This is a genomic window from Campylobacter sp. RKI_CA19_01128 (genome assembly GCF_025771175.1).
GTDB lineage: Bacteria > Campylobacterota > Campylobacteria > Campylobacterales > Campylobacteraceae > Campylobacter_D.
The window spans coordinates 1-24,359 of the sequence record NZ_JAKMPU010000003.1 but is presented as its reverse complement, the minus strand read 5'-3'; the positions used below and the strand labels follow the sequence as shown (position 1 = coordinate 24,359).

Sequence of the window (24,359 nt, the reverse complement as noted above, 5' to 3'; positions counted from 1 at the left end):
TTACACTTAAATAAAGGTTTTATATGAGAAAATTTTTAATATCTTGTTGTTTTGCTGCAAATATTTTATATGCTCAAACCCTTGGTGGCGTAGCAATGGTAGTAGAAAATCAACCTATTACTCTTTATGATATAGAACAAACCATGAAAGAATTAAAAACTGACGATAAACAAAAAGCTATAGCATTTTTAGTAGATGATAAAGTTCAACAAAGTGAAGCTAAAAAGTTAGGAATTTATGTAAGTACTTTTGAACTTAATGAAAAATTAGCCCAAATAGCAAAAGGCAATAAAACCGACATTAATGGTTTGCAATCAAAGATAGAAAAAGATGGTTTAAGTTTTGAAGTTTTTAAAAATAAGGTTAGAAAAGATCTTGAAAGAGAAAAGCTTTATAGAAGCATAATGCAAAATGCAAAAATCAATATCGATGATGAAACACTAAAACATTTTTATGAAAGCAATCTTGATAAATTTAGCACTTTTTCAAATATAGACTTAGTTGTTTATAATTCTACTAATCCTGAACTTTTACAACAGCTTGCACACAATCCTATGTATAAAAATTCTCAAATTAAATCAAAAGCCATTAGTTTAAACGCAGCTAGTTTAGATCCAAGATTACTTGCTTTGTTAAATAATACCAAAATAGGAGAATTTACTCCAGTATTAAATGGCGAAAATGCTTATATAGTATATTTTGTAAAAGAAAAATATGGTAAAAATCCTATCGAATTTGACTTAATCAAAGATCAAGTTAGCAATGTCTATACCCTAACCCAAAAAGAACAAGCCTTAAAAAATCATCTTGATAAAATAAGAGCAAATGCTCATATAGAAGAATTAAGATAGGTTAAAAAACCTATCTTAAATTAATGTCTTGAAAGATAATTTGTATCATAATTATTATTGATAAAATCTGCATTATCCATCATTGCTAAATGAAAATCTTTAGTTGTTTTAATCCCACCTACAATAAGCTCTTGCAAGGCTATTTTCATTTTAGAAATAGCTGTGTTCCTATCTTCTCCCCAAACAACTAATTTTCCAATCATAGAATCATAATAAGGAGGCACGCTATAATCTTGATAACAATGACTTTCCATTCTTACATTGCGTCCTGCTGGAGCTACGTATTTTGTGATTTTACCTGGGCAAGGTAAGAAAGTTTTGGAATCTTCAGCAGTGATTCTACATTCTATAGAATGACCTTTAAGTTTAATTTCTTCTTGCTTTGGTAAAGGATACCCTTCTGCTACTTTAATCATAAGCTCGATAATATCTACCCCACTTACCATCTCACTCACACAATGCTCAACTTGCAAGCGCGTATTCATTTCAATAAAATAAAAATCTAAATTTTTATCCACTAAAAACTCAAAAGTTCCCGCACCCTCATAATCAATAGCCTTAGCAGCTTTAACTGCTGTTTCATGAAGTCTTGCTCTTGTTTTTTCATCTAGTAAAATTGCAGGAGATTCTTCTATAAGCTTTTGATGGCGTCTTTGCATAGAGCAATCTCTCTCACCCAAATGTATCACGTTACCAAAGCTATCTCCTATGATTTGCACTTCTATATGGCGTGGGTTTTGGATGTATTTTTCCATATACATAGTTCCATCACCAAAAGCACTCATCGCTTCACTTTCTGCTGACCAATAAGCTTTTTCTAAATCTTTTTCATCTTCAACTACACGCATACCACGACCACCGCCGCCTGCTGCTGCTTTTAAAATCACGGGATAGCCTATTTCTTTAGCAAGTTTTTTTGCTGCTTCAACCCCACCTAAAGCCCCATCGCTTCCTGGAATTACAGGTACACCTGCTCTTTGCATTACTTGTTTAGCTTTGCTTTTATCACTCATTAGTGCCATAGCAGCTACTGAAGGGCCTATGAATTTGATATTATGTTTTGCACAAATTTCAACAAAATTTTGATTTTCACTTAAAAATCCATATCCTGGAAAAATCGCATCCGCTTCGCTAATTTCAGCCGCACTAATAATAGCTGGGATATTTAAATAACTTTCTGAACTTCTAGCATTTCCTATACAAATACTCGCATCAGCGTATTTTAAATACAAAGCATCTTTATCTGCAGTAGAATACACACAAATTGCTTTTTTTCCCATTTCTTTTACAGTTCTTAAAGCTCTTAATGCAATTTCTCCACGATTTGCTATTAAAACTTTTTTAATTTCCATTTTATAATTTCTCCACCACAAATAAAGGCATACCAAATTCTACAGGCTGGCCATCTGCAACTAATACTTCTACTATCCTACAATCATATTCAGCTTCGATTTCATTCATGATTTTCATCGCCTCAATAATTGCTATAGTACTTCCTTTTTTAATAGTTTGTCCTGCTTTAGCAAAAGGTGCTGCACCTGGGCTTGGAGCTTGATAAAAAGTACCTACCATAGGGCTGTTGATAGTTGGTTTATTAGAAGAGTTTGAGCTTGCTTTGGTCTCATTAACTACATTTACATTAATTGGCTGTGGAGCTGGAGCAACAGGAGCTGGAGCCGGTAATTCACAACATAAATCTTTTTCTAGTTCTATTTCAAATCCATCTTGTTCTTTTATTTTAATCTTACTTATACTTGCTTCTGCAAAAAGTTGCATTAGTTCTTTGATTTCTTCTTTTGTCATATATTCTCCTTAATTTATAAGACTTAATTTATAATTATATATAAAAATACTAAAAATAACTTCAATTATTTATTTTTTACTTTTATTTTAAGATATAATTTAAAAATTCACTTTAATTATAAAGGACAAAAATGGGCTTAAAAGCAGATAATTGGATCAAAAAAATGGCATTAGAGCACAATATGATAGAGCCATTTTGCGAAGCAAATATAGGTAAAGGTATAGTTAGTTATGGGCTTTCAAGCTATGGATATGATATAAGAGTTGGAAGAGAATTTAAAATTTTTACTAATGTAAATTCCACTGTTGTAGATCCTAAAAATTTTGTAGAAGAAAATGTAGTAGATTTTGTAGGTGATGTATGTATAGTACCTGCAAATTCTTTCGCACTTGCAAGAACTGTTGAGTATTTTAAAATGCCAAATGATGTTTTAGCAATTTGCCTTGGCAAAAGCACTTATGCAAGATGTGGCATTATAGTAAATGTAACTCCTTTTGAGCCAGGTTTTGAAGGACATATCACTATAGAAATTTCAAACACAACCCCACTACCTGCTAAAATTTATGCCAATGAAGGTATAGCTCAAGTTTTATTTTTACAAGGAGATGAACCTTGTGATGTAACATATGCTGATAAAAAAGGCAAATACCAAGCCCAAACAGGTATAACTTTACCAAGAATTTTAAAATAATTTTATTTTCAGTCGATATAAAAACTTAGTCAAGTAATAGGAAAATAAATATGTTTAATGGAAAAAGCATTTTAATCACCGGTGGTACAGGAAGTTTTGGAAAAACTTACACTAAAACTTTACTTCAAAAATACAACCCCAAAAAAATCATCATTTATTCACGCGATGAACTCAAGCAATTTGAAATGGCAAGAGAATTTAATGATAATTGCATGCGTTATTTTATAGGTGATGTAAGAGATAAAGAAAGATTAAATATAGCGATGAAGGATGTTGATTTTGTCATCCATGCAGCTGCTATGAAACATGTGCCAATTGCAGAATATAATCCAATGGAATGTATAAAAACCAATATCCACGGAGCGCAAAATGTAATCGATGCGTGTTTGGAAAATAATGTAGAAAAATGTATCGCTCTTTCAACTGATAAAGCATGCAATCCTATTAATTTATACGGGGCTACAAAGCTTGCAAGCGATAAGCTTTTTGTAGCAGCAAATAACATAGCAGGAAATTCTCACACTAAATTTAGCGTTACAAGATATGGCAATGTAGTAGGCTCAAGAGGCTCTGTTATACCATTTTTTAAAAAACTCATCAATGAAGGTGCTAAAGAACTTCCTATCACAGATGAGAGAATGACAAGATTTTGGATATCTTTAGAAGATGGGGTTAATTTCGTGCTGAATAACTTTACATACATGCATGGAGGGGAAATTTTCGTGCCAAAAATTCCTTCTATGAAAATTGTAGATTTAGCTAAAACCATGGCTCCTAATTTAGCTCATAAAATCATAGGCATAAGAGCAGGTGAAAAACTACATGAAATTATGATTTCAAGTGATGATAGTCACTTAACTTATGAATTTGAAAATTATTATGCCATTAGCCCAAGTATTAAATTTACTAATATGGAAATTGATTTTAGCATAAATGCAAAAGGACAAAAAGGAAAAAAAGTTTCCAATGGCTTTTCTTATAGCTCAGATAATAATAAAGAATGGATTAGCCAAGAAGAGCTTTTAAATATAATAAATCATACAGAGCTTGAAAAATGATAACTTATTCTCATCAAAATATTGACGAACAAGACATACAAGCAGTTTGTAAAGCTTTAAAAGATGATTTTTTAACCGGTGGAAAAAAGGTTGAAGAATTTGAACAAGCCCTTTGTGAATATGTGGGTGTAAAATATGCTTGCGTGCTAAATTCAGCCACTTCTGCCTTACACCTTGCGTATTTATCTTTAAATGTAAAAGAAAAAATTGTCTTAACAACTCCCATTACCTTTGCTGCAACTGCAAATGCTGCTTTAATGGCAGGTGCTAGGATTGAGTTTATAGATGTAAAAAGTGATGGAAATATTGATGAGAAAAAACTTGCTTTAAGATTAAATCAAGATAGCTCTAATATAGGGGCAATTTGCGTGGTTGATTTTGCGGGAAATAGCGTAGAAATGGATGAAATTTTAGCCCTAGCAAAACAATATAATATCCCACTAATAGATGATGCAAGTCATGCCCTAGGTGCTACCTATAAAGATCAAAAAGTAGGTTCTATGGGAGATTTGAGCATATTTTCTTTTCATCCGGTTAAACCTATCACAACCTTTGAGGGTGGTGCGGTTGTTAGCAATGATGAGGAATTAATCTCAAAAATCAAGCTTTTAAAAAGTCATGGTATAGTCAAAAAAAGACTTTGGGATAGTGATATGATTGAACTAGGCTATAATTATCGCTTGAGCGATGTAGCTTGTGCTTTGGGTATAAATCAACTAAAAAAACTTGATAATATGCTAGAAAAAAGAGAAATCATCACAAGTTTTTATGATAAAGAATTTAAAAAAAATCCTTATTTTAGCACCATAAAAATCAAAGATTATAAAAAAAGCTCAAGACATTTATACCCTATTTTGCTTTTTCCTGAGTTTTATTGCCAAAAAGAGATTATTTTTGAAAAATTATTAAATTTAGGCATAGGTGTGCAAGTGCATTATAAGCCTACTTATGAGTTTAGTTTTTATAAAAACTTATATGGAAATTTATTTTTAGAAAATGCGGATAATTTTTATAAAGCTGAACTTAGTATACCTGCTCATCAAGAAATGAGTTTAAAAGAAGCACAATTTATTAAAGATAGTTTATTTAAGATTTTAGAAGAAACTAAAAAGGCTTGTTGTGAGTAAAAGTATGTATGAGCTAGCTTGTGAGCTTTTTCCTATATGCAGAAGTATTACTGGGAAAGGCTTTAGACAAAGCTTAAAAATACTTGATGAGGCTATGGGGGGGGGTATATTAAAAATTCACTCTATAGCAAGCGGGAGTAAAGTGTTTGACTGGGAAGTACCTGCTGAATGGGAGATAAACGATGCTTATATCATCACTCCAAATGGAGAAAAAATTTGTGATTTTAAGCAAAATAATCTTCATGTGTTAAACTATAGCACAGGCATAGACACAGAGCTTGATCTAGCAAGCTTACAAGAACACCTTTACTCTATAGAAGATATGCCTGATGCCATACCTTATGTGACAAGCTATTATAAAAGGCGTTGGGGGTTTTGTATAAAACATGAAGATAGAGTTAAACTAAAAGAAGGAAAATATAAAGTTTTCATAGATGCAAAACACCATGAAAATGGAGTTTTAAACTATGCTGATTTACTCATACCTAGCACGCAAGAAACAAAAGATGAAATTTTAATTTCCACTTATCTTTGTCATCCATCTATGGCAAATAACGAGTTAAGTGGTCCTGTGGTAGCTGCATTTTTAGCTAAATGGCTTTTAGAACTTAAAGAGAGAAAATATAATTATCGTTTTGTTTTTATTCCTGAAACCATAGGGAGTATAGTTTATCTTAGTAAACATTTAAAGCACTTACAAAAACATACCAAAGCAGGTTTTGTACTCTCTTGCATAGGCGATGATAATACTTACTCACTCATTCACACTCCAAGTGAAAATACCCTAGCAGATAAAGTAGCTTTGCATACTTTAAAAGAAAAAAATAATTTTAAAGAATTTAGCTTTTTAGATAGAGGAAGCGATGAGAGACAATACTGCTCTCCTTTGGTAAATTTACCCGTAGTTGGAATTTGTAGAAGCAAGTATCTAGAGTATAAAGAATATCATACTAGCAAGGATGACTTAAATTTCATCAGTAAAGAGGGATTGCAAGGTGGCTTAAAAGCTATACAAGAAATCATTATGAATTTAGAGGTTAATGAAATTTATCAAAATACGATATTTTGCGAACCCAATTTAGGCAAAAGAGACTTATACCATACTATCAATACTTCTTCAACCAATGATATACCAATATCATGTAACTTTTTAGCATATTGTGATGGTAAAAACGATGTTTTAGATATAGCCTCAAAGCTAAACATGCAAGCTTATGAATTAAAAGATTTAATAGAAAAATTAAAATTTCACGGATTGATAAAATGAAATATTTCTTAGAACATAATGATAAAAAATACTCTAATATTGACTTAATAGAAGCTTTCAAAAAACTTGGCATCAAAAAAGGCGATATTTTATGTGTACATACTGAACTTTTTAATTTTGGCACACCCTTGCTTCCTAGAAATGAATTTTTACAAACTATATTAGATTGTTTTTTTGAAGTTATAGGTAAAGAAGGTACTTTAATCATGCCTACTTTTACTTATAGTTTTTGCAAAAATGAAGTTTATGATAAATTAAATTCTCCTACAAAAATGGGTGCTTTAAATGAATATTTTCGCAAACAAGCAGGAGTAAAACGCACTAATGATCCTATATTTTCCTTTGCTATAAAAGGAGCCAAAGAAAAATTGTTTTTAAAGGACACTACAAGTTGTTTTGGAGAAAATTGTGTGTATGATGTTTTAATAAAAGAAAATGGAAAATTTCTTACTTTTGGGGGTATTGGACACACCATAACCCACCATATTGAAGAAAAATATCAAGTAGATTATAGATATTTTAAAAAATTCCAGGGTTTTATTCTTGATGAAAATGGAGAAAAACAAAAAAAAGAAATCTTATATTTTGTTAGAGATTTAAACAAACACTCTCTTCCTAATATTAAAAATATTATTAAAATAGCTTTATCATCTTTTAAAAGCGATATGATAAAATTTGCCAATGATAACATAAGTATTTTTATTGCTCAAGAATATGAAAATGCCATAATAAGAGCCTTAAACATGAATAAAAATGTACTTATTCTAAAGGATAGTTAAAAAATGGAAAATAAATTTTATGAAATTTTAGAAAATATACTAGAAGTAAAAGTTGATGAAAATTCAAATTTAAACATGCAAAATTGCAAAAATTGGACTTCTTTAAATCATATTGATATAATCATGAGTTTAGAAGAAGAATTTGAAATCAAATTTAGCAAAGATGAATTAAGTCAGCTAAAATCACAAAATGAACTTTTGCAAGCTATCAAATCAAAGGTAAAAAATGAAAAATATTAAAAACTTATTTGAGTTAATAGCTATAAAAAATCCAATTCACGCAAAATATTTAAATAAAATCAGTCTAACAAATGAAGATGAAATAGAATTTGAAAATCTCATTTCATATTATCTTCAAAACAATATTTCTTTACAAGAGCAGTGCGAATGCTATTTAACTATACTTAATGACACTTTAGAAGAAACAAAATATTTCATAGAAAATAACTCATATAGATATAAAAGTTTTGAAGAAGTAAAAGATAAAGTCTATTTTAATGAAACTTATATGAAAAAATACATGATAGGGCTTGCGCTTTCATCTTATATTTGGATTGCTCATATAAAAGTTAGAAAGTATTTTGAAAATTATCTTCAATCAAAAAGCAAACATGATAATTATTTTGAAATAGGCCCAGGACATGGAGAATTTTTTACTAAAGCTGTTAAAAGTTTGAAATTTGATTATTATTTAGGTTTAGATTTATCCCCTACTAGTTGCGAATTGACAAAAAATATGGTGGAAAATCAAGTTAAAAATTTAATTAATAATTGTGAATTTTTATGTAAAGATTTTTTTCAATTTCAATTTCACAAAAAAGCTGATTTAATAGTAATTGGAGAAGTTTTAGAACATGTTGAACAGCCTTTAGAATTTTTAAAAAGAGCAAAAGACTTATTAAGTGATGAAGGTGAAATTTTTGCAACCATACCTATCAACGCACCTGCAATTGATCATATATACTTATTTACACATCCAAATGAAATTTTTGAAATGGCAAAAGAAGCAAATTTAAAAATAAAACAATATGAATGTTTTATGGCAAATGACTATTCTTTAGAAAAAGCTTTGAAATTTAAAAATGCTATAACTATGGCTGTGGTATTTGAAAAATGAATTTAAATTTACCAATCCACCATATAGGTGTAGCATGTAAATCTTTAGAAAAAGAAAGAAAAATATTTGAAAAGCTAGGTTTTATTAAAGAAGCTGAATTTATAGACAAACAACAAGGGGTAAAAGGAGAATTTATCATTCCAAAAAATAACTTATTCCCCCAATATCGCTTTGAACTTTTATCAAATTTAAATGAAAAAGGTGTATTAGATAGTTATTTGAAAAATAAAACTAAAATGTATCATATAGCTTATGAAAGCAAAAATATAGAGCAAGATTTATCTTTGCTTTTAAATGATGGTTTGATAGTTGTTGACATAATGAAAGCAAGTTATTTTGCAAAACTTTGCTTTGTAATGATGAGTAATAATTTATTGATAGAATTGGTAGAGCTAAAATGAATCTTTTTTCACCGAATTTAAAAAGAAATGATCTCATAAAGCTTAGCAAAGAAAATCATCATAAAAAAATTACTATTAATGTCTTTAGAAATCATTCTTTTGAAGTGATTTCAAGCATACTAAACGCATTTTTAGCCTTTAGTAAATTAAAGGCTGAATTTAATATAAGTTCTTATGATGATAGTTTAGGTTATGATAATTTTCAAAAAGCAGATTTAAACATCATATTTATAGATTTAAACAATTATAAAAAAAATGTAGATGATTTTATCAAAGAAAAAATACAAGAGCTATCAAGCATTAGCAATGCTCCTATCATCACACTTTTACTTGGCAATACAAACTTAAAAGAATATAGTATTTGCAAAATACTAAAGCCCTTTTTAGATGAAAATCTCATCATAGATGATAGTAATTTTGAAATAAATGCAAGCAGGCTTAGCAATAAAGCTTGTGTAAAATTAGCCCAAATTCTAGGACTAAAAATCCTACCTAGCTTCTTGCAACCAACTTTAAAAGCAATCATCATAGATCTTGATAATACCTTATACCAAGGAATTTTAGGCGAAGATGGCATTGAAAATCTTGCTTTATCTAATAATCATAAAGCCTTGCAAAGCGAGCTTTTAAATTTAAAAAATCAAGGTTTTTTACTCGCCATCGCTTCAAAAAATGAAGAAGAAGATGTAAAAAAACTTTTTTCACAAAGAAAAGACTTTTTATTACAACTTGATGATTTTAGTATGATCAAGGCTAATTGGAAAAGTAAAGATGAAAATATTAAAGAAATTGTAAATTTTTTTAATATAGCTTTTGATAGTGTGCTGTTTATTGATGATAATATAGCCGAAATTGAAAATGTATCACACCTTCATATTAATACCTTACTAGCTGATGAAAATAGCGCTTATAGTTTAAAACTCTATCCTAGACTTTTAAAAACAAGCTTTAGTAAAGAAGATGAGTTAAGAAGTGCTGATATTAAAGCAAATTTACAAAGACAAGAGCTTGGCAAGCTTAGCCCTAAAGAGTATTTTGAAAAATTACAAATTTGTTTGAAATTTCATATCAACCACGCAGATGAACTTGAAAGAATTTCACAACTGCTTAATAAAACTAATCAATTTATATCAAATTACTCAAGATTAAGCTTAAAAGAATGTGAAGAATTTATGCAAAAACATGCTATTTTGACTATAAGCATGAGTGATAAATTAAGCGATAGTGGTATTATAGCAATTTTTGTAGCTTATAAAGATGAAACAAATTTAATCATAAAAGATCTTTGCATAAGTTGCAGAGCCTTAGGAAGAAAGCTTGAAGAAATTATGCTATATAAGGCTATAGAGTTATTACATGTGCATTTTAATACAAAAGAATGTATTTTATACTTTCAAAAGGGCGAAAGAAATATGCCATTTTTAGAATTTTTATATAGTTTAAATGCAAATATAAAAGAAAATTTTGCTCTAATCCAAAAAGAAATGATAAATTACGAAGGACTTATAATTGAAAGCTAGTTTTAATAAAGCCAAAATAGCAGGCATAAGCGTTTGCGTGCCTAATAAATGCATAAATATAGATGATTGCTTAGAAGATGTTTTTCAAAATGATGCCAAAATACTAAAAAGAATGAAAAAAATTTCAGGCATACAAGAAAGATTTATCGCTGATGAAAATATTAGCACAACAGATTTAGCCTATGAAGCAAGTATAAATTTATTTAAAATGCTTAATTTTGATAAAAATGAGCTTGATATGGTGATTTTTATTACACAAACACCTGATTTTTTTATGCCATCATGTGCAAACTATCTTCACAAACGATTAAATTTAAAGCCTCAAACCATAGCTTTTGATGTAAATCAAGCGTGTTCGGGATATTTATATGGCTTATTTATAGCTTTTTCTTTTTTAGAAAATCAAAATGCAAAAAATATTTTATTAATTTGTGGTGATACTTTAAGCAAAACCATAAATCCTTTGAATGCAAATTTAGCTCCAATCTTTGGCGATGGAGTAAGCGCAACACTCATAAGCTGTGCAAATGAAAAATCGTTTTTTAAGCTTTATTCTAATGGAGAAGGTTTTGATAAACTCATCATACCTAATAGAGCTTTTGCTAAACTTGATGAGGGTAAAAGCTCCAATAAAGAAATATTTCAAACTAATGAGCATAGAAACCTAGACAATCTTTACATGGATGGAGCTGAAATTTTTAATCAAGCGCTTAATCTTGAGAGCCAAAGCATAAAAGAAATGCTTGATTTTTGTGAAAAAGATAAAAATGAAGTGGATTATTTTTTATTGCATCAATCCAATCAATTTTTAGTCGATTCTATTATAAATGATTTGAGTATTGATAGCTCTAAAGCACCAAATTTTTTGATGTCAAAATATGCTAATTTGAGTGCTTGCTCTTTACCTGCTTTACTTTGTACAATGCAAAAAAATGATTTTAATGCCATTTTAAGTGCTTTTGGCGCTGGATATGCCTGGGGGAGTGCTTATATAAATTTTGATAAAAACTTTAAAACTGATACAATTTCAATTTATAAAGGAGAAAAAAATGACTAAAGAAGAATTATTAGAAGCTATTAGCGAAGCTATGCATATGGATGAAACACTAAAAGAAGATATGATTTTAGATGATATTGATGAATGGGATAGCTTAGCTTTTGTATCTATCATGGTATTATTTAAAAACTCACTTGGTAAGCAAATTAACGGTGATGATCTTAAAAAATGTGAAAAAGTAAGCGATCTTTTAGCTTTAGCTGGTGTTTAAACAAATATTTGTTTAAACCCTTTTCACGCTTAAAACAATCTGCTCATTTTTCTCTTTAAAGGTATATATTAAATCATCACATTTATATGAGATTTCTTTTTTATAAGTTTTATCTTTTAAAGATTCTTGTAGAATTTGTGGTAAATGCTTTTTTATAAGTAGTTTCATAGGTATACCCATACCATGAGTTAGATTTTTAATAAACTTACCATCTATTTGTTTTTCATCTATAACTTTTATAAATTCAACATCAAATCCATGTTTTTTTAAAGTATCAACGTATTCTTCTTTTTCTTCTAAAGACACCCATTCATCAAATTTAGAATGATAAGCAATGTATTTTGGATTTGGATATTTTGCTTGTATATTTAGATGATCTTTATTTAATGTTTCTCTAATTAGTTTTCTAGCAAGTGAAAAATAATAATGTGATTGCTTATTTGTAGTCCAAAATGTTTTATCACAACAGCATAATCTTATATTTTGAAAGAAATTAAAAGTCGCAACCGAATAATACTCGGTAAAATCAACTTCTTTGCCAAAACCTATAACCCTCCATAAATCAGTAAGGCTAACATGGGAAGAATTATCCACCACAACATCAACAAGCCAAGGGGCTAATTTTGCACATAAATTTGCCAAATATCCTCCATGAGATGCTCCAACTAAAATATGCTTTATACCCCCCCCCATAGCTTTAAAAGCGAAATTTTTTCTAATATATAAAAGAGCATTTAGTATATCTGTTGCTTGCATGATACCAAAATTTTGATATTCATTCTTTGTAGGCTGTAAACTTGCACTTAAATCTAAATAATAATTCCTATCAATCTCCCAATTATTTTTATTTTTTTGAATTTCTTTATCAAGATAATCCATAGCAGGATGAAATTCTTCAAAAGAATTAAGTTTTGATATATCATAAGGAATTTCTATACCAATAGCCTTTATACTTGTGTCAAATATAAGCCTATCAATATCATCAAGATAAATCTTAGCCCCAGTTTGAGGACGATTTCCTATGCAATGATAATTTACATTTAAAACTGCTACATTATAATTTCTAGCACAATAATCACTTATATATAAATCATCTTTTATATCCCCACCAATGCCACTTATAATACAAACAATAGCCTCTATTTCTTTGCTATCATCATAAGTTAATTTCAATTCTAATTTACTTTCTCTTTTTATATTTAATTCTACATCATCGCAAGAGTCTATGAAATAAGTTTCATTCTTTAACATTTAAAAAGTCTTTGCTAGTTTTAGATATATTCTATCAAATAATATCTAAAACAAATTCATCATTTTTGTCTTTAAAGGTAAAAACTTTATTTTTACAAGGATAAGATATACTATCTTCTTTCATACTAAATGTTTTATCTTTTAATTTTTCAAGCATAATAGGTAATTCTTTATTAAATAATGCCTTATCAGGAATTCCACACCCATGAGTTAAATTTTTAATAAATTTACCATCTATATCTTTTTCATCTATTAGGTGAAAATCTACTTCATAATTTAAGGCTTTTAAAATTTCTATCATAGAAATTTTATAATCAGCTGGAGTTAAGTCATCTTTGGCACTATGATAACTTGTATAAATAATATTTTTATTCTTTTGAGCTTGTAAAATCAAATGATCTTTATTAAGTAAAGCTCTTATTAAATAATTTTCATCAGCAAAATAATAAGGTGAGTTTGGGTTTTTGCGTGTCCAATGGGTTTTAAGATAGAAATTTATTATACAATGATCACTATAAGAAATTCTATCACAATTTTTTAAATCCCTTCCTATGATATATCTTAATGGAGGTAATGCAGCACCTGAATTATCTATCACTCCATCTACATACCAAGGAGCTATTTTAGCGCACATTAATGCCACTAAACCACCGTATGACCCCCCCCCCCCGTAAATTTTAGGTAAAGATTTAAATTGAGGATAATTTTTCATTATATCTTTTAAGGCATTGATATGATCGATTGCAGGCATAATGGCAAAATTATTATACTCATTGTTAGGTGGGATATATGCAGCAGATAAATTTACTCTATAGCTTTTATTAAGATTACCATCTTGTTTTAACTTTTCTATTTGTTTTATCAATAATTCTCCATATATATGAGCATTTACGCAAGAAACATTAGTATTTTGTATACAAAAATCTTGTAACACTTGTTTTAATATCTCAATGTCTTCACTTTCGAATCTTTTTGTAGCACTATATCTTTCTACATCTGAAACTCTTTGGCAAAAACAATGATAAAAAACATTTACAGCTACTACATCAAATTTTTTAGCTATAAATTTTCTATAACTTTCTAAAAAATATACATTTTCATTAGCTCCATACCCACCTATAATAAAAACAATAGCTTTCATTTGCTTGCTATCATCATAAGTAATTCTATATTCTAATTTACTTTCTCTTTTTATATTTAATTCTACATCATCACAAGAGTCTATGAAATAGGTTTGGTTTATGAGCATGTTAAGCCTTTTAAAATTAAAATTTAATTATACTTATTTTTTATAAAAATTAAAGAGAGTTTATGAAAAATCTTTGTATTATCCCAGCGCGTGGTGGTTCTAAACGTATTCCTAGAAAAAATATCATTGATTTTTTAGGAAAACATTTGATTGCTTATAGCATAGAAAGTGCTTTAAATTCGAGTATTTTTGATGATGTGATTATCTCAAGCGATGATGAAGAAATCATCGAAGTAGCTTTAAAATATGGAGCCAAAGCTCCTTTTGTGCGTAAAAAAGAACTAAGTGATGATTATGCAAGTTCAACCGCTGTAATCCAAGATGCTATCATCACTCTAGAAAAACAAGGTAAAATCTATGAAAATGTGTGTTGCTTATACGCAACTGCTCCACTTATAGATGAGTTTATCTTGCAAAAAGCTTTTGAGCAATTTAGTCAAGAAGAATGTAAATTTTTATTTTCAGCTTGTGAATTTGAATACCCTATACAAAGAGGTTTTTACCTTGATGAACAAAACAAAGTTTATATGTTTGATGAATCAAACTATAACAAACGCTCACAAGATCTTACTAAAGCTTATCACGATGGTGGCGCATTTTACTTTGGCAAAAAAGAAGCATGGCTAGAAGAAGATTTTATGTTTAAACCTTATTCTAAAGCCTTTTTACTTCCAAGGAATAAAATTTGCGATATTGACACCTTTGAAGACTTAGAATTTGCTAAAATACTATATCAGCTTCACAAAGGTAATAAATGTTTATAAATAAAATCAAAGGTTTTAAATACCCTGATATGGAGCTTGTAAGATGGTTTTTTAAAAATAAGCTCGACACTTTGAAAAATGCAAAAGTTTTAGAATTTGCCTCTCATAATGGTAATAATCTTTCTTTATTTGCAAATTATGATTATGAATGTATCGGCGTAGAACTTAGTAAACAAAATCATGAAAATGCTATTTATAATTTTAAAGAAATTATGCATTATCAAAAGGCAAGTTTTTTTAATGAAAATATGCTTGATTTTGCTAAAAATCATCAAAAAATAAATGCAGATGTATTGTTAATACCTAATGTAATTAATTATATTACAAAAGATGAATTTAAAATTTTACTGCAAGATACAAAACAAAACAACCTATATCAAACAAATAAATTAGGATATGCTCATTTTTTCTTAAGAGCAAGAAGTGTTAAAGATCATCGCTACGGACTTGGAGAAAAATTAAAAAACGGTAGTTTTATTTTAAACTATGATGAATTTAGTGGTGAGAAAAATTGTCTTTGCACGGCATATCAAGAACATGAACTTGTAGAAATTTTAAAGAGAATTTAAATTTATATGATTTTGAAGTTATCACAAGTGAAAATATCAATATAAAAAATAAAGTTTATATCAAAGATAGCGATATAATCATCTATGGTAAAATCACTAAGGAGTAAAAATGTACTTAAGAGATTTAAAAGGTTTAAAATTTCCAGATTTAGCTGTAATTAAATTCTTTTTTAAACAAGGACTACATCAAAAAAGCAACCAAAAAGTTTTGGAATTTGCCTGTTCTAATGGCAATAATCTTTCTTTATTTGCAAATTATGATTATGAATGTATCGGAGTTGATTTAAATCAAGAAAATATTAACAATGCTAATTACAATTTCAAAGAAGTAATTCAATGCAAAAACTATCAGTTTTTTCATGATGATATCTTAGAATTTCCCTTAAAAAATCCAAATATTAACGCAGATATTTTTATGATTCCCAATGTGATTAACTATCTTTTGAAAGAAGATTTTTTAAAATTATTAAAAATTTCAAAAGAAAATTCTATGTATAAAGAAAATGCTTTGTTTTTTTTAAGAACAAGAAGCATAAAAGATTATAGGTATGGCTATGGAGAAAAAATAGCTCATAATTGTTTTAAAATCACAAATGATAACACCACAGGAGAGCTTGGATGCATAAACACTCTCTACCAAGAATACGAACTTGTAGAAATTTTAAAAGAATATTTAAATTTATATAATTTTAAAGTACTTACTTATGAAAATACCAATATCATGGGAGAAGATGAAAGATTAGTTAATGATAGCGATATTGTAATTTATGGAAAAATTAAGTGAAAATAGCCATTATGCAGCCAACCTTTAACCCATGGCTTGGCTATATATACATGATACAAAGTGTTGATACTTTTGTCTTTTTAGATAATGTGCAATTTGAACGCAGATCGTGGCAAAATAGAAATAAAATTAAATTACAAGATAAAACCTTTTTACTAGGATTAAACTTACAAAAAGCACCACAAAAAACATTACTTCAAGATATATTATTTGAAAAAGATGATAAATGGAAAATTAAATTTTTAAAAACTATTCATCATGCTTACTCTAAAAGTATTAATTTTAATAAATACTACAATATCTTAGAAAAAGCTTTATTTAAACATACACATTTAGCACAATTTAACATGGAGTTAATCAAAATATATTGTGAACACTTAAACATTAAAACTCCTATTTTACAAACTTCTTCTTTAAATTTAAAAAACGAAAAAAAAGAAAAATTACTACTTGAAATTTGTCAAACATTAAAAGCTGATCATTACCTCTCTCCAGAAGGCTCAAAAAACTACCTTGAAAAAGAAGCGGCAAAAGAAATTTTTAAAAATGCAAATATAAAAATTGAATATTTTGATTTTATCCATCCAACCTATACTCAATTGGGTGTAAATTTTATAGCTTATTTGGGAATTTTAGATTTTTTATTTAACGAAAAAGAGCCTTGTATCAAATTTCAAGAATGTGTCAAAATAAACGAGTATAATAATGAGAGTTCTTTTTAGAAGCGATAGTTCTAGCGCTATAGGACATGGACACATTAAAAGAGATCTTTTGTTAGCTAAACAATACCAAGATGTATCTTTTGCTTGTTTACCACTAAAAGGCTCTTTAATAGATGAAATTCCTTATCCTGTATATGAGCTAACAAGTGCTAGTATATATGAACTCATCAATCTCATCAAAAAGGAAAATTTTGATCTTTTAATCATTGATCATTATGAGATCACTGCAGATGATGAAAAACTCATTAAATTAGAAACAGGAATTAAAATTCTTAGCTTTGATGATGAGATAAAAGAACATTTTTGCGATATTTTACTTAATGTCAATGCTTATGCTAAAGAAAGTGATTATGAAAATTTAGTGCCAAAGTATTGTGAATTAAGATGTGGCTTTTCCTATGCTCTAATACGCGATGAGTTTTACCAAGAAAGCAAGATAAAAAGAGAGAAAATTTATGATTATTTTATCTGTATAGGGGGAAGTGATCCAAAAAACATTTCCTTTGATATAGCAAATAAACTAAATAAAAATAAAACTATCATCATAGCTACCACAAAAGCAAATTCTCATCTAAAATTGCTTCAAAAATTAAGCCAAAAAAACCCTAATATACAAATTCTTATTGACCATCCTAGTCTTGCTAGATTAATGAATGAAAGTAAAAAACTCATCATTAGCGCAAGCTCATTAGTCAATGAAGCTTTGATTTTAAAAGCAAATTTTAAAGCCATAGCTTATGCTAAAAATCAAGAAAAACTTGCAACTTGGCTTGCTAAAAAAGGCTATGAAGTGGAGAATTTTATATGAAAATAATTATTGCTACTCTTAGACAACATAATATCAACAATTTCTACAAAATAAAAGAATTATATAAAACATACACTTTTTATCTCATAACAAAAAAAGACGATCTTACTTTAGAAAAAATAACAAAAATAAATCCAGATTACATATTCTTCCCGCATTGGTCTTTCTATATACCTCAAGAAATTTACAATAACTATCAATGTATTATTTTCCACCTTGGAAATTTACCATTTGGAAGAGGAGGCTCACCTTTACAAAATTTAATCATAAGAGGGGTATATAAAAGCAAAATTTGTGCTTTAAAAGCTTGTGATACATTAGATGGTGGAGAAATATATTTAAAACACAATATTAGTTTTAAAATTTCAAATGCACAACGAATTTATGAAAAAATCTCAAAAATCATATTCTTTAAACTAATACCAAGAATTTTACATACAAAAATCAACCCTCGCACACAAAAAGGGAAAGTAGTAATTTTCAAAAGAAGAACAAAAGAACAAAGTAATATCAATACACTTGAAAACCCAAATTTGATAAAAATATATGATTTTATACGCATGCTTGATGCTATTGATTATCCAAAAGCTTTTTTGGAATTTGAAAATATAAAAATGGTTTTTCAAAATGCAAAAAAATACAATAATAAAATAAAAGCAGAGGTAATATTTTATGAAAAATAACAAAATTTTAATTATAGCAGCTCACCCAGATGATGAAGTTTTAGGATGCTTTGGAACTATAGCAAAATACATTCAACAGGGGTATGAAGCTTATACTTTAATACTTGGAGAAGGCAAAACAAGCAGAGATATAAATAGCAAAAATGAACAAGAAATTTTAGAAGATGAGTTATTTAAAGCAAATAATCTTTTAGGTATTAAAAAAGTTTTTAGAAAATTTTTTCCTGATAATGCTTTTGACAAAATACCATTGCTAGAAATAGTCAAAAGTATAGAAGAAGTTAAAAATGAAATTAAACCAAATATAATTTTTACACATTATGAAAAAGATCTTAATATAGATCATCAAATTACATATAAAGCAACAATTACTGCTACAAGATCTCTACAAGAAGAAAGCGTTAAAGAAATTTATAGTTTTGAAATTCTTTCAAGTACAGAATGGAATTATCCATTAAGCTTTCAACCTGATGTATTTTTTGATATTAGCGCGACACTTGATTTGAAACTAAAAGCTATGTCTTTTTATCAATCAGAACTAAGAAATTATCCTCACCCAAGAAGCTTAGAGGGGATAAAAATCAATGCGCAATACCAAGGAATGAGAGTTGGTCTTCAATATGCTGAAGTGTTTAAAAGTGTAAAGGTTATAAAGTGATTTTTTATAAAAATTTTACTAATCTTACAAAAGAAGAAAAAAAAGAAATTTTTTATATAAGAAATTCTCCAAATATCTCTAAATTTATGAAAACAAAAAATATAAATTATAAAAACCACTTAATATTTTTAAAAGAACTAAACAAAAGTAAAAACAAAAAATATTTTTTATTGATAAAAAATAACGAGAAGCTAGGAGTAATATATTTTAACAATATCATAAATTTATCCTGTGAATTTGGGCTTTATGGTATAAAAAAAGGTATAGGCGAGCTTTTAATGCAAGAAGTTAAAAACTATGCTTTTAATATTTTAAAAGTTCAAACTTTAAACGCTTGTGTTTTCAAAGAAAACACAAAAGCTTTAAATTTATATTTAAAACATGGTTTTAAAATTATTAAAGAAGATAATAATTTTTATTTTGTAAATTTAAACAATCCTCACAGGGATATTATTTTTTAAAAGCTCATTTTTAACATCATTTGGAGTATATTGACTAAAATGAAATATAAAAGCACCTGCTAATGCATTCGCACCAAGTTGTGTAGCTTTTACCCCATCTTGAGGCTTAGAAAGCCCTCCATTGATAATAAGTGGGATTTTTAATTTACCTTTAAAATATTCCAGTAATTCCCAATCATACCCCAAAGAACTTCCTTCTTTATCAACACTTGTTAAAAGTATCTCCCCTGCTCCTAAAGATTCATATTTTAATGCAAGTTCTAGCGGATCAATATCTAAAATTTCATTATTAAAAACTTTAAATTTATTTTTGTCTTTTTTAACATCAATCGAGCATACTACACAAGAACTTCCAAAAGCATTTGCCACATTTTTGACAAAACCTGGGTTTTGCAAAGCCATAGAATTAATACTAATTTTATCAGCACCTATATCTAGCAATTTTCTAATATCTTCTAAAGTTCTAATCCCACCTCCAATGGTTAAAGGCATAAAACACTCATTAGCTATATCTTCTAAGCTTTCAAAATCTATAACGCTATTTTTATTAATATCCAAAACTATAAGCTCATCAACATTTCTAGCATTATATATCCTAGCTGTGCTTACCACATGTCCTATAGTTCTAAAAGAAGAAAAATTGATACTTTTTACAAGCTGATGATCTTTTAATAACACGCAAGGTATGATTCTTGTTTTAAGCATATTAGACCTTTAAATTTGCAAAATTTTCCAAAAGTTTCAAACCCACATTTTGGCTTTTTTCAGGGTGAAATTGCACAGCAAAAATATTATCTTTTTCAAAACTTGCACAAAAAGGTTTTTCATACTCACAAAAAGAAGTTTCCACCCTCTCTAAACATTCTACATAATAAGAATGCACAAAATAAAAATCACTTTTTTCTAAAATTCCATCAAAAAGCTTGCTTTTTTTATCACTAAATTGCAAATCGTCCCAACCACTGTGCAATAATTTTTCTTTACTTAAATCAAATTTCAAAACCTTTGCTTTTATAAAATCAAGCCCTTCACACTCTCCGCCCTCATATCCCTTACTGGAAAAAAGTTGCATACCAAGACAAATTCCTAAAATAGGCTTTTTATCTTTTAAAACACATTCTTTTAAAAGCTCATCTAGTGCAAGTTTTTTTAAATTTTCCATACCTTGTTTAAAAGATCCAACGCCTGGCAAAACTAATCTAGAAGCATTTTTTATATCTTCTTTTTTAGAACTTATAATCACTTCTTGATTAAGTTTTTCAAAAGCTTTTAAAACAGATTTAAAATTTCCAAGATGATAATCAACAATACAAATCATTTCAAAATAAACTCATCTTTTTTTATCAACGACCCATCACTATCTCTTAAGAATTTACCATTTTCATCGCGTTTAAATATCTTTTTATTAGTATAAGAATCTACAATTTTTTCAAATTCTTTTTCACTAAAACCACTAAATTCCAAATATTTCTTAATAGCCTTTTTAGGTGGCTTTCCATCATATTTATTTACAAGCCTCACGCCCTCTTCACGGCTAATATAGCCAAGTCTTATATCCAAGCACGCATTATCCGTAGCTCTTCCAAAACCATATTTGCAGTATTTTAAATAATCATGCACATGGTTTGAATAACAATCTAAATTTTCAAAATTCTCATAAGTAGTTTCAACTGGTTTTGTACTAGTTTTAAAACCATTTTCTTGGGCTAATTTTAAATTATACTTATAATCCCATTTAAAATAATATCCCAAAAATAACCCTGTAACTCCTACTCTTTGAAGCTCTTCATCACTTGGATAAGTATAAAAATATAAATCCTTCTCTCTAATACCATCAACTCCAATCATATCAGAAATTCTATTACCCAAAAGTCCGCCAAATTCTTCAAGCCACTCTCTACCTAAAGTGTTTTTTTCTTTAGAACTAGCTGGTCCACCATATTCAATCTGCGGACTTTCCCCCCAAATAATCAAAGGAATGTCAAAAGCAACAGCTACTTTTGGAACACAAGTAAAAATTCCCAAATGGTTTTGCCATTCATTATCGCCCGTTCTTACAAAAGCTTCACGGGATAATTTTTTATATACCAAAGGATTTCTTTTTATATGGATCAAATCAACACCAAGATTGTTTAAATTTTTTAAATTCTTTTTACCTATTTTAGTAGGGATACTTGGTTCAAAACAAACACACAAAGGATTAAGCCCAAGCTCAAGACATTTTAAAACTTGAAAAGTAGAATCCTTACCGCCACTTACTCCTATAACACAATCATACACGGGGTGTTTTTTATATTTTTTCACAAGTTCTAGAAATTCTTTTTCACGCTCTTGCCAATTTATCTCATGATTTTTCGCTTCTTGCGAGCAACACGCATCACAAATTCCCTCATCATTAAAATGCAAATCAGGCTTAGTATCTGGCATAACGCATTTTTTACAAAATTTCATATTAACTCCAAAAAATATTTATAATCATCATAAATCGACTATGATTATATTTTCTAAAGCTAAATAAATTTTATTTTGTTACAATTTTTTTATTTAAAGGTTTATAGATTATGGATTTAACTTTACTTCCTTATATGATTATAGGGATTTTTTCGGGTATGGCTTCAGGAGTTTTTGGCATAGGCGGTGGTATGATTATCGTTCCTTTCATGCTTACTTTAGGGCTTAGCTCTCACCATGCTGTTGCAATTTCTGTTGTACAAATGATTTTTGCTTCTATTTTTGGCTCCTATTTAAACTATAAAAAGAAAAATTTAATCTTAAAAGATGGACTCATCATAGGCTTTGGAGGCTTTTTAGGTGCGATGTTTAGTGGGATTTTGCTCTCATATTTTTCAGATATAACCTTAACAAGTATTTTTCTATGCGTGAGTATTGTATTCTTTTTAAAATTTGCTTTTAATCAAAAAAGCACTATTGGAAATATCAATCACTCTAACATCTTAAAAAATTCTATTTTGTTAATTTGTGGTGTATTTACAGGAATTTTTGCCATATCTTTAGGGATTGGCGGTGGGCTTTTAATCACCCCTATTTTAGCTTATTTTTTAGGCTATGATACTAAAAAAGTAGTGCCGCTTAGCTTATTTTTTGTGATTTTTGCTTCCATTTCAGGGATTAGTTCCTTTATATATAATGACATTATTGATAAAGAAGTCTTGCAAAATGGAAGCTTAGTAGGACTTAGTTCTATGCTAGGGGTTTATCTTGGTATTAAAATCATGGAAAAAATCAACCTTAAATCTCACCGCATAGCACTTTTAGGCATTTACACTCTTTCTATAACTATGACTATTATAAGCTTGATTAAAAAGCTAAATTTATTTTAATCTATCAGCAAATTTTTGTCTATTGGAAGTATAGACAAAGCTTAAAACTTCTGCCACTGCTTTAAAAAGCTCTGGTGGGATAAGATCATTTACCTCACATGCTTTATAAAGTTCTCTTGCTAAAGGAGGATTTTCATAAATCATCACATTGTATTCATATGCCATATCTTTTATACGCAAAGCTAAAAAGTCCACTCCTTTAGCTAAAACTTTTGGCGCAGCTTCTTTAGAGCTATCATAACGCAAAGCAACCGCATAGTGAGTAGGGTTAGTAATCACAACATCAGCACTAGCAACATCTTGTACCATTCTGCGTCTTGCTGCTTCCATTTGCAAACGACGAATTCTTCCTTTTACCAAAGGATCTCCTTCGCTTTGTTTGTATTCATCTTTGATTTCTTGTTTGCTCATGCGTAAATTTTTAAAGTACTGATACCTTACCAAAAGCACATCTAAAAGTCCTATAATCAAAAAAGCTATAATCACAATAGCCGCAAGTATAATAGCCTTATCCCTAAGCCATAAAAGTTGTGGATAAATCGTATAAAGCTCTACTCTAGGAAGTTCTTTCATAAATTGTAATAAAAAAATAAAAGCTATTCCAAAAACCACTCCAACTTTAAGAGTAATTTTTAAAGCTTCAATGATTTTTTTCAAAGAAAAAAGATTTTTAAGACCATTAATAGGGTTAATTTTGTTAAAATTTGGAGTAATAGGTTTGGTGGTAAAAATAAAACCAAATTGCATTAAATTTCCAAGCACGCCTGCAACCATAATCGTTAAAGTAATAGGTAAAACCATAATAAACATTTCTATCATGGTTTTTATAATAATTTTTTGCAAGATTTTTAAATCAAGTTCTATACCTATAAAGCTTTGATAAAACCTATACAAACCGCTAATTCTCTCACCTATAAAAGGCAACATAAACAACACCACAACCACAGCTATAACAAGCACAGCTACAGCAGATGCATCTTGGCTTTTTGGGACATTGCCCTCTTTACGAGCATCTTCTATTTTCTTGGATGTGGGTTCTTCTGTTTTTTCTTGATCATCAGCAGCCATAAAAAACCTTTAAATTTTTAAAGCAAAATTATAGCATTTAATCCAAGTATCAACAAATTTGACTACTTGGATTTAGCTTATCCCAGCCACTAAAACTTTTTCTTTCTAGCATCCTCTA

At 28.7% G+C, this 24,359-nt stretch carries 29 protein-coding genes; 21 read left to right on the top strand and 8 right to left on the bottom strand.

Going from position 1 to position 24,359, the window contains the following annotated elements:
- The first annotated feature begins 23 nt into the window (after nt 1–23).
- Nucleotides 24–851, top strand: coding sequence for a peptidylprolyl isomerase (locus L8U98_RS03025; protein WP_263663401.1), 828 nt, complete (start codon nt 24–26; stop codon nt 849–851).
- A 20-nt stretch (nt 852–871) separates the two neighbouring features.
- Here the strand turns inward: L8U98_RS03025 and L8U98_RS03020 are convergent, their stop codons facing one another.
- Both L8U98_RS03020 and accB read right to left on the bottom strand, forming a co-directional pair.
- Nucleotides 872–2,203 carry an acetyl-CoA carboxylase biotin carboxylase subunit gene (locus tag L8U98_RS03020; RefSeq protein WP_087685488.1) on the bottom strand — a complete coding sequence of 444 codons (1,332 nt, stop codon included), beginning with the start codon at nt 2,201–2,203 and terminating at the stop codon, nt 872–874.
- A gap of 1 nt (nt 2,204) precedes the next feature.
- Nucleotides 2,205–2,654 carry an acetyl-CoA carboxylase biotin carboxyl carrier protein gene (gene accB, locus L8U98_RS03015; RefSeq protein ID WP_173787016.1) on the bottom strand — a complete coding sequence of 150 codons (450 nt, stop codon included), beginning with the start codon at nt 2,652–2,654 and terminating at the stop codon, nt 2,205–2,207.
- A 131-nt stretch (nt 2,655–2,785) separates the two neighbouring features.
- Here accB and dcd point away from each other — a divergent pair, with 131 nt between their 5' ends.
- Genes dcd through L8U98_RS02960 form a run of 11 tightly spaced genes read left to right on the top strand, consistent with a single transcriptional unit; the run spans nt 2,786 to nt 11,883 of the window.
- Complete coding sequence (gene dcd, locus L8U98_RS03010) at nt 2,786–3,346, top strand: dCTP deaminase (RefSeq protein ID WP_012661997.1); 561 nt, start codon at nt 2,786–2,788, stop codon at nt 3,344–3,346.
- 50 nt (nt 3,347–3,396) lie between these two features.
- A complete protein-coding gene (pseB, locus tag L8U98_RS03005) occupies nt 3,397–4,404 on the top strand; it encodes a UDP-N-acetylglucosamine 4,6-dehydratase (inverting) (protein ID WP_263724896.1) in 1,008 nt (335 codons plus the stop codon).
- A complete protein-coding gene (gene pseC, locus L8U98_RS03000; protein ID WP_263724895.1) occupies nt 4,401–5,531 on the top strand; it encodes a UDP-4-amino-4,6-dideoxy-N-acetyl-beta-L-altrosamine transaminase in 1,131 nt (376 codons plus the stop codon). Before pseB ends, pseC begins: the two co-directional genes overlap by 4 nt.
- Before the next feature lie 4 nt (nt 5,532–5,535).
- Nucleotides 5,536–6,798 (top strand): DUF4910 domain-containing protein, encoded by a 1,263-nt coding sequence (locus L8U98_RS02995; protein WP_263663510.1) that lies wholly within the window; start codon nt 5,536–5,538, stop codon nt 6,796–6,798.
- Complete coding sequence (locus L8U98_RS02990; protein ID WP_263663396.1) at nt 6,795–7,577, top strand: AAC(3) family N-acetyltransferase; 783 nt, start codon at nt 6,795–6,797, stop codon at nt 7,575–7,577. The genes L8U98_RS02995 and L8U98_RS02990 overlap by 4 nt, the downstream gene beginning before the upstream one ends.
- A gap of 3 nt (nt 7,578–7,580) precedes the next feature.
- Nucleotides 7,581–7,817: an acyl carrier protein gene (locus tag L8U98_RS02985; RefSeq protein ID WP_263663395.1), complete on the top strand. Its 237-nt coding sequence runs from the start codon at nt 7,581–7,583 to the stop codon at nt 7,815–7,817.
- Nucleotides 7,804–8,694: a class I SAM-dependent methyltransferase gene (locus L8U98_RS02980; RefSeq protein ID WP_263663394.1), complete on the top strand. Its 891-nt coding sequence runs from the start codon at nt 7,804–7,806 to the stop codon at nt 8,692–8,694. The genes L8U98_RS02985 and L8U98_RS02980 overlap by 14 nt, the downstream gene beginning before the upstream one ends.
- On the top strand, nt 8,691–9,095 hold the full coding sequence (locus tag L8U98_RS02975; RefSeq protein ID WP_263663393.1) for a VOC family protein: 405 nt from the start codon (nt 8,691–8,693) through the stop codon (nt 9,093–9,095). Before L8U98_RS02980 ends, L8U98_RS02975 begins: the two co-directional genes overlap by 4 nt.
- A complete protein-coding gene (locus L8U98_RS02970; RefSeq protein WP_263724894.1) occupies nt 9,092–10,615 on the top strand; it encodes an HAD-IIIC family phosphatase in 1,524 nt (507 codons plus the stop codon). Before L8U98_RS02975 ends, L8U98_RS02970 begins: the two co-directional genes overlap by 4 nt.
- Nucleotides 10,605–11,672, top strand: a complete 1,068-nt coding sequence (locus L8U98_RS02965) for a beta-ketoacyl-ACP synthase III (RefSeq protein ID WP_263724893.1) — start codon at nt 10,605–10,607, stop codon at nt 11,670–11,672. Before L8U98_RS02970 ends, L8U98_RS02965 begins: the two co-directional genes overlap by 11 nt.
- Nucleotides 11,665–11,883 (top strand): acyl carrier protein, encoded by a 219-nt coding sequence (locus tag L8U98_RS02960; protein WP_214135280.1) that lies wholly within the window; start codon nt 11,665–11,667, stop codon nt 11,881–11,883. The genes L8U98_RS02965 and L8U98_RS02960 overlap by 8 nt, the downstream gene beginning before the upstream one ends.
- 12 nt (nt 11,884–11,895) lie before the next feature.
- Here the strand turns inward: L8U98_RS02960 and L8U98_RS02955 are convergent, their stop codons facing one another.
- Both L8U98_RS02955 and L8U98_RS02950 read right to left on the bottom strand, forming a co-directional pair.
- Entirely contained in the window at nt 11,896–13,134 is a 1,239-nt protein-coding gene (locus L8U98_RS02955; RefSeq protein WP_263724892.1) for a DUF2920 family protein, read from the bottom strand.
- 34 nt (nt 13,135–13,168) lie between these two features.
- Entirely contained in the window at nt 13,169–14,383 is a 1,215-nt protein-coding gene (locus L8U98_RS02950; protein WP_263737848.1) for a DUF2920 family protein, read from the bottom strand.
- 62 nt (nt 14,384–14,445) lie between these two features.
- On the opposite strand from L8U98_RS02950, the gene pseF reads away from it, so the two are divergent.
- From pseF to pseH, 8 genes are all read left to right on the top strand, one after another.
- Nucleotides 14,446–15,147, top strand: a complete 702-nt coding sequence (gene pseF / locus L8U98_RS02945) for a pseudaminic acid cytidylyltransferase (protein WP_263737847.1) — start codon at nt 14,446–14,448, stop codon at nt 15,145–15,147.
- The gene (locus tag L8U98_RS02940; protein WP_263737846.1) at nt 15,138–15,716 is read left to right on the top strand and encodes a class I SAM-dependent methyltransferase; all 579 of its coding nucleotides are present in this window, start codon (nt 15,138–15,140) and stop codon (nt 15,714–15,716) included. Before pseF ends, L8U98_RS02940 begins: the two co-directional genes overlap by 10 nt.
- Before the next feature lie 109 nt (nt 15,717–15,825).
- Nucleotides 15,826–16,500: a class I SAM-dependent methyltransferase gene (locus L8U98_RS02935; RefSeq protein WP_263663385.1), complete on the top strand. Its 675-nt coding sequence runs from the start codon at nt 15,826–15,828 to the stop codon at nt 16,498–16,500.
- Nucleotides 16,497–17,222: a WbqC family protein gene (locus L8U98_RS02930; RefSeq protein ID WP_263724887.1), complete on the top strand. Its 726-nt coding sequence runs from the start codon at nt 16,497–16,499 to the stop codon at nt 17,220–17,222. The genes L8U98_RS02935 and L8U98_RS02930 overlap by 4 nt, the downstream gene beginning before the upstream one ends.
- Nucleotides 17,206–18,030: a UDP-2,4-diacetamido-2,4,6-trideoxy-beta-L-altropyranose hydrolase gene (gene pseG / locus L8U98_RS02925; RefSeq protein ID WP_263737845.1), complete on the top strand. Its 825-nt coding sequence runs from the start codon at nt 17,206–17,208 to the stop codon at nt 18,028–18,030. Before L8U98_RS02930 ends, pseG begins: the two co-directional genes overlap by 17 nt.
- Nucleotides 18,027–18,713, top strand: coding sequence for a methionyl-tRNA formyltransferase (locus L8U98_RS02920; protein WP_263737844.1), 687 nt, complete (start codon nt 18,027–18,029; stop codon nt 18,711–18,713). The genes pseG and L8U98_RS02920 overlap by 4 nt, the downstream gene beginning before the upstream one ends.
- On the top strand, nt 18,703–19,371 hold the full coding sequence (locus L8U98_RS02915) for a PIG-L deacetylase family protein (protein ID WP_263663381.1): 669 nt from the start codon (nt 18,703–18,705) through the stop codon (nt 19,369–19,371). The genes L8U98_RS02920 and L8U98_RS02915 overlap by 11 nt, the downstream gene beginning before the upstream one ends.
- Complete coding sequence (pseH, locus tag L8U98_RS02910) at nt 19,368–19,832, top strand: UDP-4-amino-4,6-dideoxy-N-acetyl-beta-L-altrosamine N-acetyltransferase (RefSeq protein WP_173787031.1); 465 nt, start codon at nt 19,368–19,370, stop codon at nt 19,830–19,832. The genes L8U98_RS02915 and pseH overlap by 4 nt, the downstream gene beginning before the upstream one ends.
- Here pseH and L8U98_RS02905 read toward each other — a convergent pair.
- Genes L8U98_RS02905 through L8U98_RS02895 form a run of 3 tightly spaced genes read right to left on the bottom strand, consistent with a single transcriptional unit; the run spans nt 19,800 to nt 22,283 of the window.
- Nucleotides 19,800–20,537 carry a HisA/HisF-related TIM barrel protein gene (locus L8U98_RS02905; protein WP_263737843.1) on the bottom strand — a complete coding sequence of 246 codons (738 nt, stop codon included), beginning with the start codon at nt 20,535–20,537 and terminating at the stop codon, nt 19,800–19,802. The genes pseH and L8U98_RS02905 overlap by 33 nt on opposite strands.
- A gap of 1 nt (nt 20,538) precedes the next feature.
- Nucleotides 20,539–21,150 (bottom strand): imidazole glycerol phosphate synthase subunit HisH, encoded by a 612-nt coding sequence (gene hisH, locus L8U98_RS02900; RefSeq protein ID WP_263737842.1) that lies wholly within the window; start codon nt 21,148–21,150, stop codon nt 20,539–20,541.
- On the bottom strand, nt 21,147–22,283 hold the full coding sequence (locus L8U98_RS02895; RefSeq protein WP_173787034.1) for an N-acetyl sugar amidotransferase: 1,137 nt from the start codon (nt 22,281–22,283) through the stop codon (nt 21,147–21,149). The genes hisH and L8U98_RS02895 overlap by 4 nt, the downstream gene beginning before the upstream one ends.
- Before the next feature lie 110 nt (nt 22,284–22,393).
- Here L8U98_RS02895 and L8U98_RS02890 point away from each other — a divergent pair, with 110 nt between their 5' ends.
- The gene (locus tag L8U98_RS02890; protein WP_263737841.1) at nt 22,394–23,173 is read left to right on the top strand and encodes a sulfite exporter TauE/SafE family protein; all 780 of its coding nucleotides are present in this window, start codon (nt 22,394–22,396) and stop codon (nt 23,171–23,173) included.
- Here the strand turns inward: L8U98_RS02890 and flhB are convergent.
- Nucleotides 23,165–24,241, bottom strand: a complete 1,077-nt coding sequence (gene flhB, locus L8U98_RS02885; RefSeq protein WP_039628948.1) for a flagellar biosynthesis protein FlhB — start codon at nt 24,239–24,241, stop codon at nt 23,165–23,167. The genes L8U98_RS02890 and flhB overlap by 9 nt on opposite strands.
- Nucleotides 24,242–24,359 lie beyond the last annotated feature (118 nt).

Bases quoted from the DNA above. Each gene is read 5' to 3' on its own strand.
- L8U98_RS02995 (WP_263663510.1), top strand. From the start codon at position 5,536: ATGTATGAGCTAGCTTGTGAGCTTTTTCCTATATGCAGAAGTATTACT.
- L8U98_RS02990 (WP_263663396.1), top strand. From the start codon at position 6,795: ATGAAATATTTCTTAGAACATAATGATAAAAAATACTCTAATATTGAC.
- L8U98_RS02915 (WP_263663381.1), top strand. From the start codon at position 18,703: ATGAAAAATAACAAAATTTTAATTATAGCAGCTCACCCAGATGATGAA.
- L8U98_RS03025 (WP_263663401.1), top strand. From the start codon at position 24: ATGAGAAAATTTTTAATATCTTGTTGTTTTGCTGCAAATATTTTATAT.
- L8U98_RS02935 (WP_263663385.1), top strand. From the start codon at position 15,826: ATGTACTTAAGAGATTTAAAAGGTTTAAAATTTCCAGATTTAGCTGTA.
- L8U98_RS02905 (WP_263737843.1), bottom strand. From the start codon at position 20,537: ATGCTTAAAACAAGAATCATACCTTGCGTGTTATTAAAAGATCATCAG.
- L8U98_RS02985 (WP_263663395.1), top strand. From the start codon at position 7,581: ATGGAAAATAAATTTTATGAAATTTTAGAAAATATACTAGAAGTAAAA.
- L8U98_RS02955 (WP_263724892.1), bottom strand. From the start codon at position 13,134: ATGTTAAAGAATGAAACTTATTTCATAGACTCTTGCGATGATGTAGAA.
- L8U98_RS02980 (WP_263663394.1), top strand. From the start codon at position 7,804: ATGAAAAATATTAAAAACTTATTTGAGTTAATAGCTATAAAAAATCCA.
- pseF (WP_263737847.1), top strand. From the start codon at position 14,446: ATGAAAAATCTTTGTATTATCCCAGCGCGTGGTGGTTCTAAACGTATT.
- L8U98_RS02960 (WP_214135280.1), top strand. From the start codon at position 11,665: ATGACTAAAGAAGAATTATTAGAAGCTATTAGCGAAGCTATGCATATG.
- L8U98_RS02970 (WP_263724894.1), top strand. From the start codon at position 9,092: ATGAATCTTTTTTCACCGAATTTAAAAAGAAATGATCTCATAAAGCTT.
- L8U98_RS02895 (WP_173787034.1), bottom strand. From the start codon at position 22,283: ATGAAATTTTGTAAAAAATGCGTTATGCCAGATACTAAGCCTGATTTG.
- hisH (WP_263737842.1), bottom strand. From the start codon at position 21,150: ATGATTTGTATTGTTGATTATCATCTTGGAAATTTTAAATCTGTTTTA.
- L8U98_RS02950 (WP_263737848.1), bottom strand. From the start codon at position 14,383: ATGCTCATAAACCAAACCTATTTCATAGACTCTTGTGATGATGTAGAA.
- dcd (WP_012661997.1), top strand. From the start codon at position 2,786: ATGGGCTTAAAAGCAGATAATTGGATCAAAAAAATGGCATTAGAGCAC.
- pseG (WP_263737845.1), top strand. From the start codon at position 17,206: ATGAGAGTTCTTTTTAGAAGCGATAGTTCTAGCGCTATAGGACATGGA.
- L8U98_RS02940 (WP_263737846.1), top strand. From the start codon at position 15,138: ATGTTTATAAATAAAATCAAAGGTTTTAAATACCCTGATATGGAGCTT.
- pseB (WP_263724896.1), top strand. From the start codon at position 3,397: ATGTTTAATGGAAAAAGCATTTTAATCACCGGTGGTACAGGAAGTTTT.
- L8U98_RS02975 (WP_263663393.1), top strand. From the start codon at position 8,691: ATGAATTTAAATTTACCAATCCACCATATAGGTGTAGCATGTAAATCT.
- flhB (WP_039628948.1), bottom strand. From the start codon at position 24,241: ATGGCTGCTGATGATCAAGAAAAAACAGAAGAACCCACATCCAAGAAA.
- L8U98_RS03020 (WP_087685488.1), bottom strand. From the start codon at position 2,203: ATGGAAATTAAAAAAGTTTTAATAGCAAATCGTGGAGAAATTGCATTA.
- pseC (WP_263724895.1), top strand. From the start codon at position 4,401: ATGATAACTTATTCTCATCAAAATATTGACGAACAAGACATACAAGCA.
- accB (WP_173787016.1), bottom strand. From the start codon at position 2,654: ATGACAAAAGAAGAAATCAAAGAACTAATGCAACTTTTTGCAGAAGCA.
- L8U98_RS02920 (WP_263737844.1), top strand. From the start codon at position 18,027: ATGAAAATAATTATTGCTACTCTTAGACAACATAATATCAACAATTTC.
- L8U98_RS02890 (WP_263737841.1), top strand. From the start codon at position 22,394: ATGGATTTAACTTTACTTCCTTATATGATTATAGGGATTTTTTCGGGT.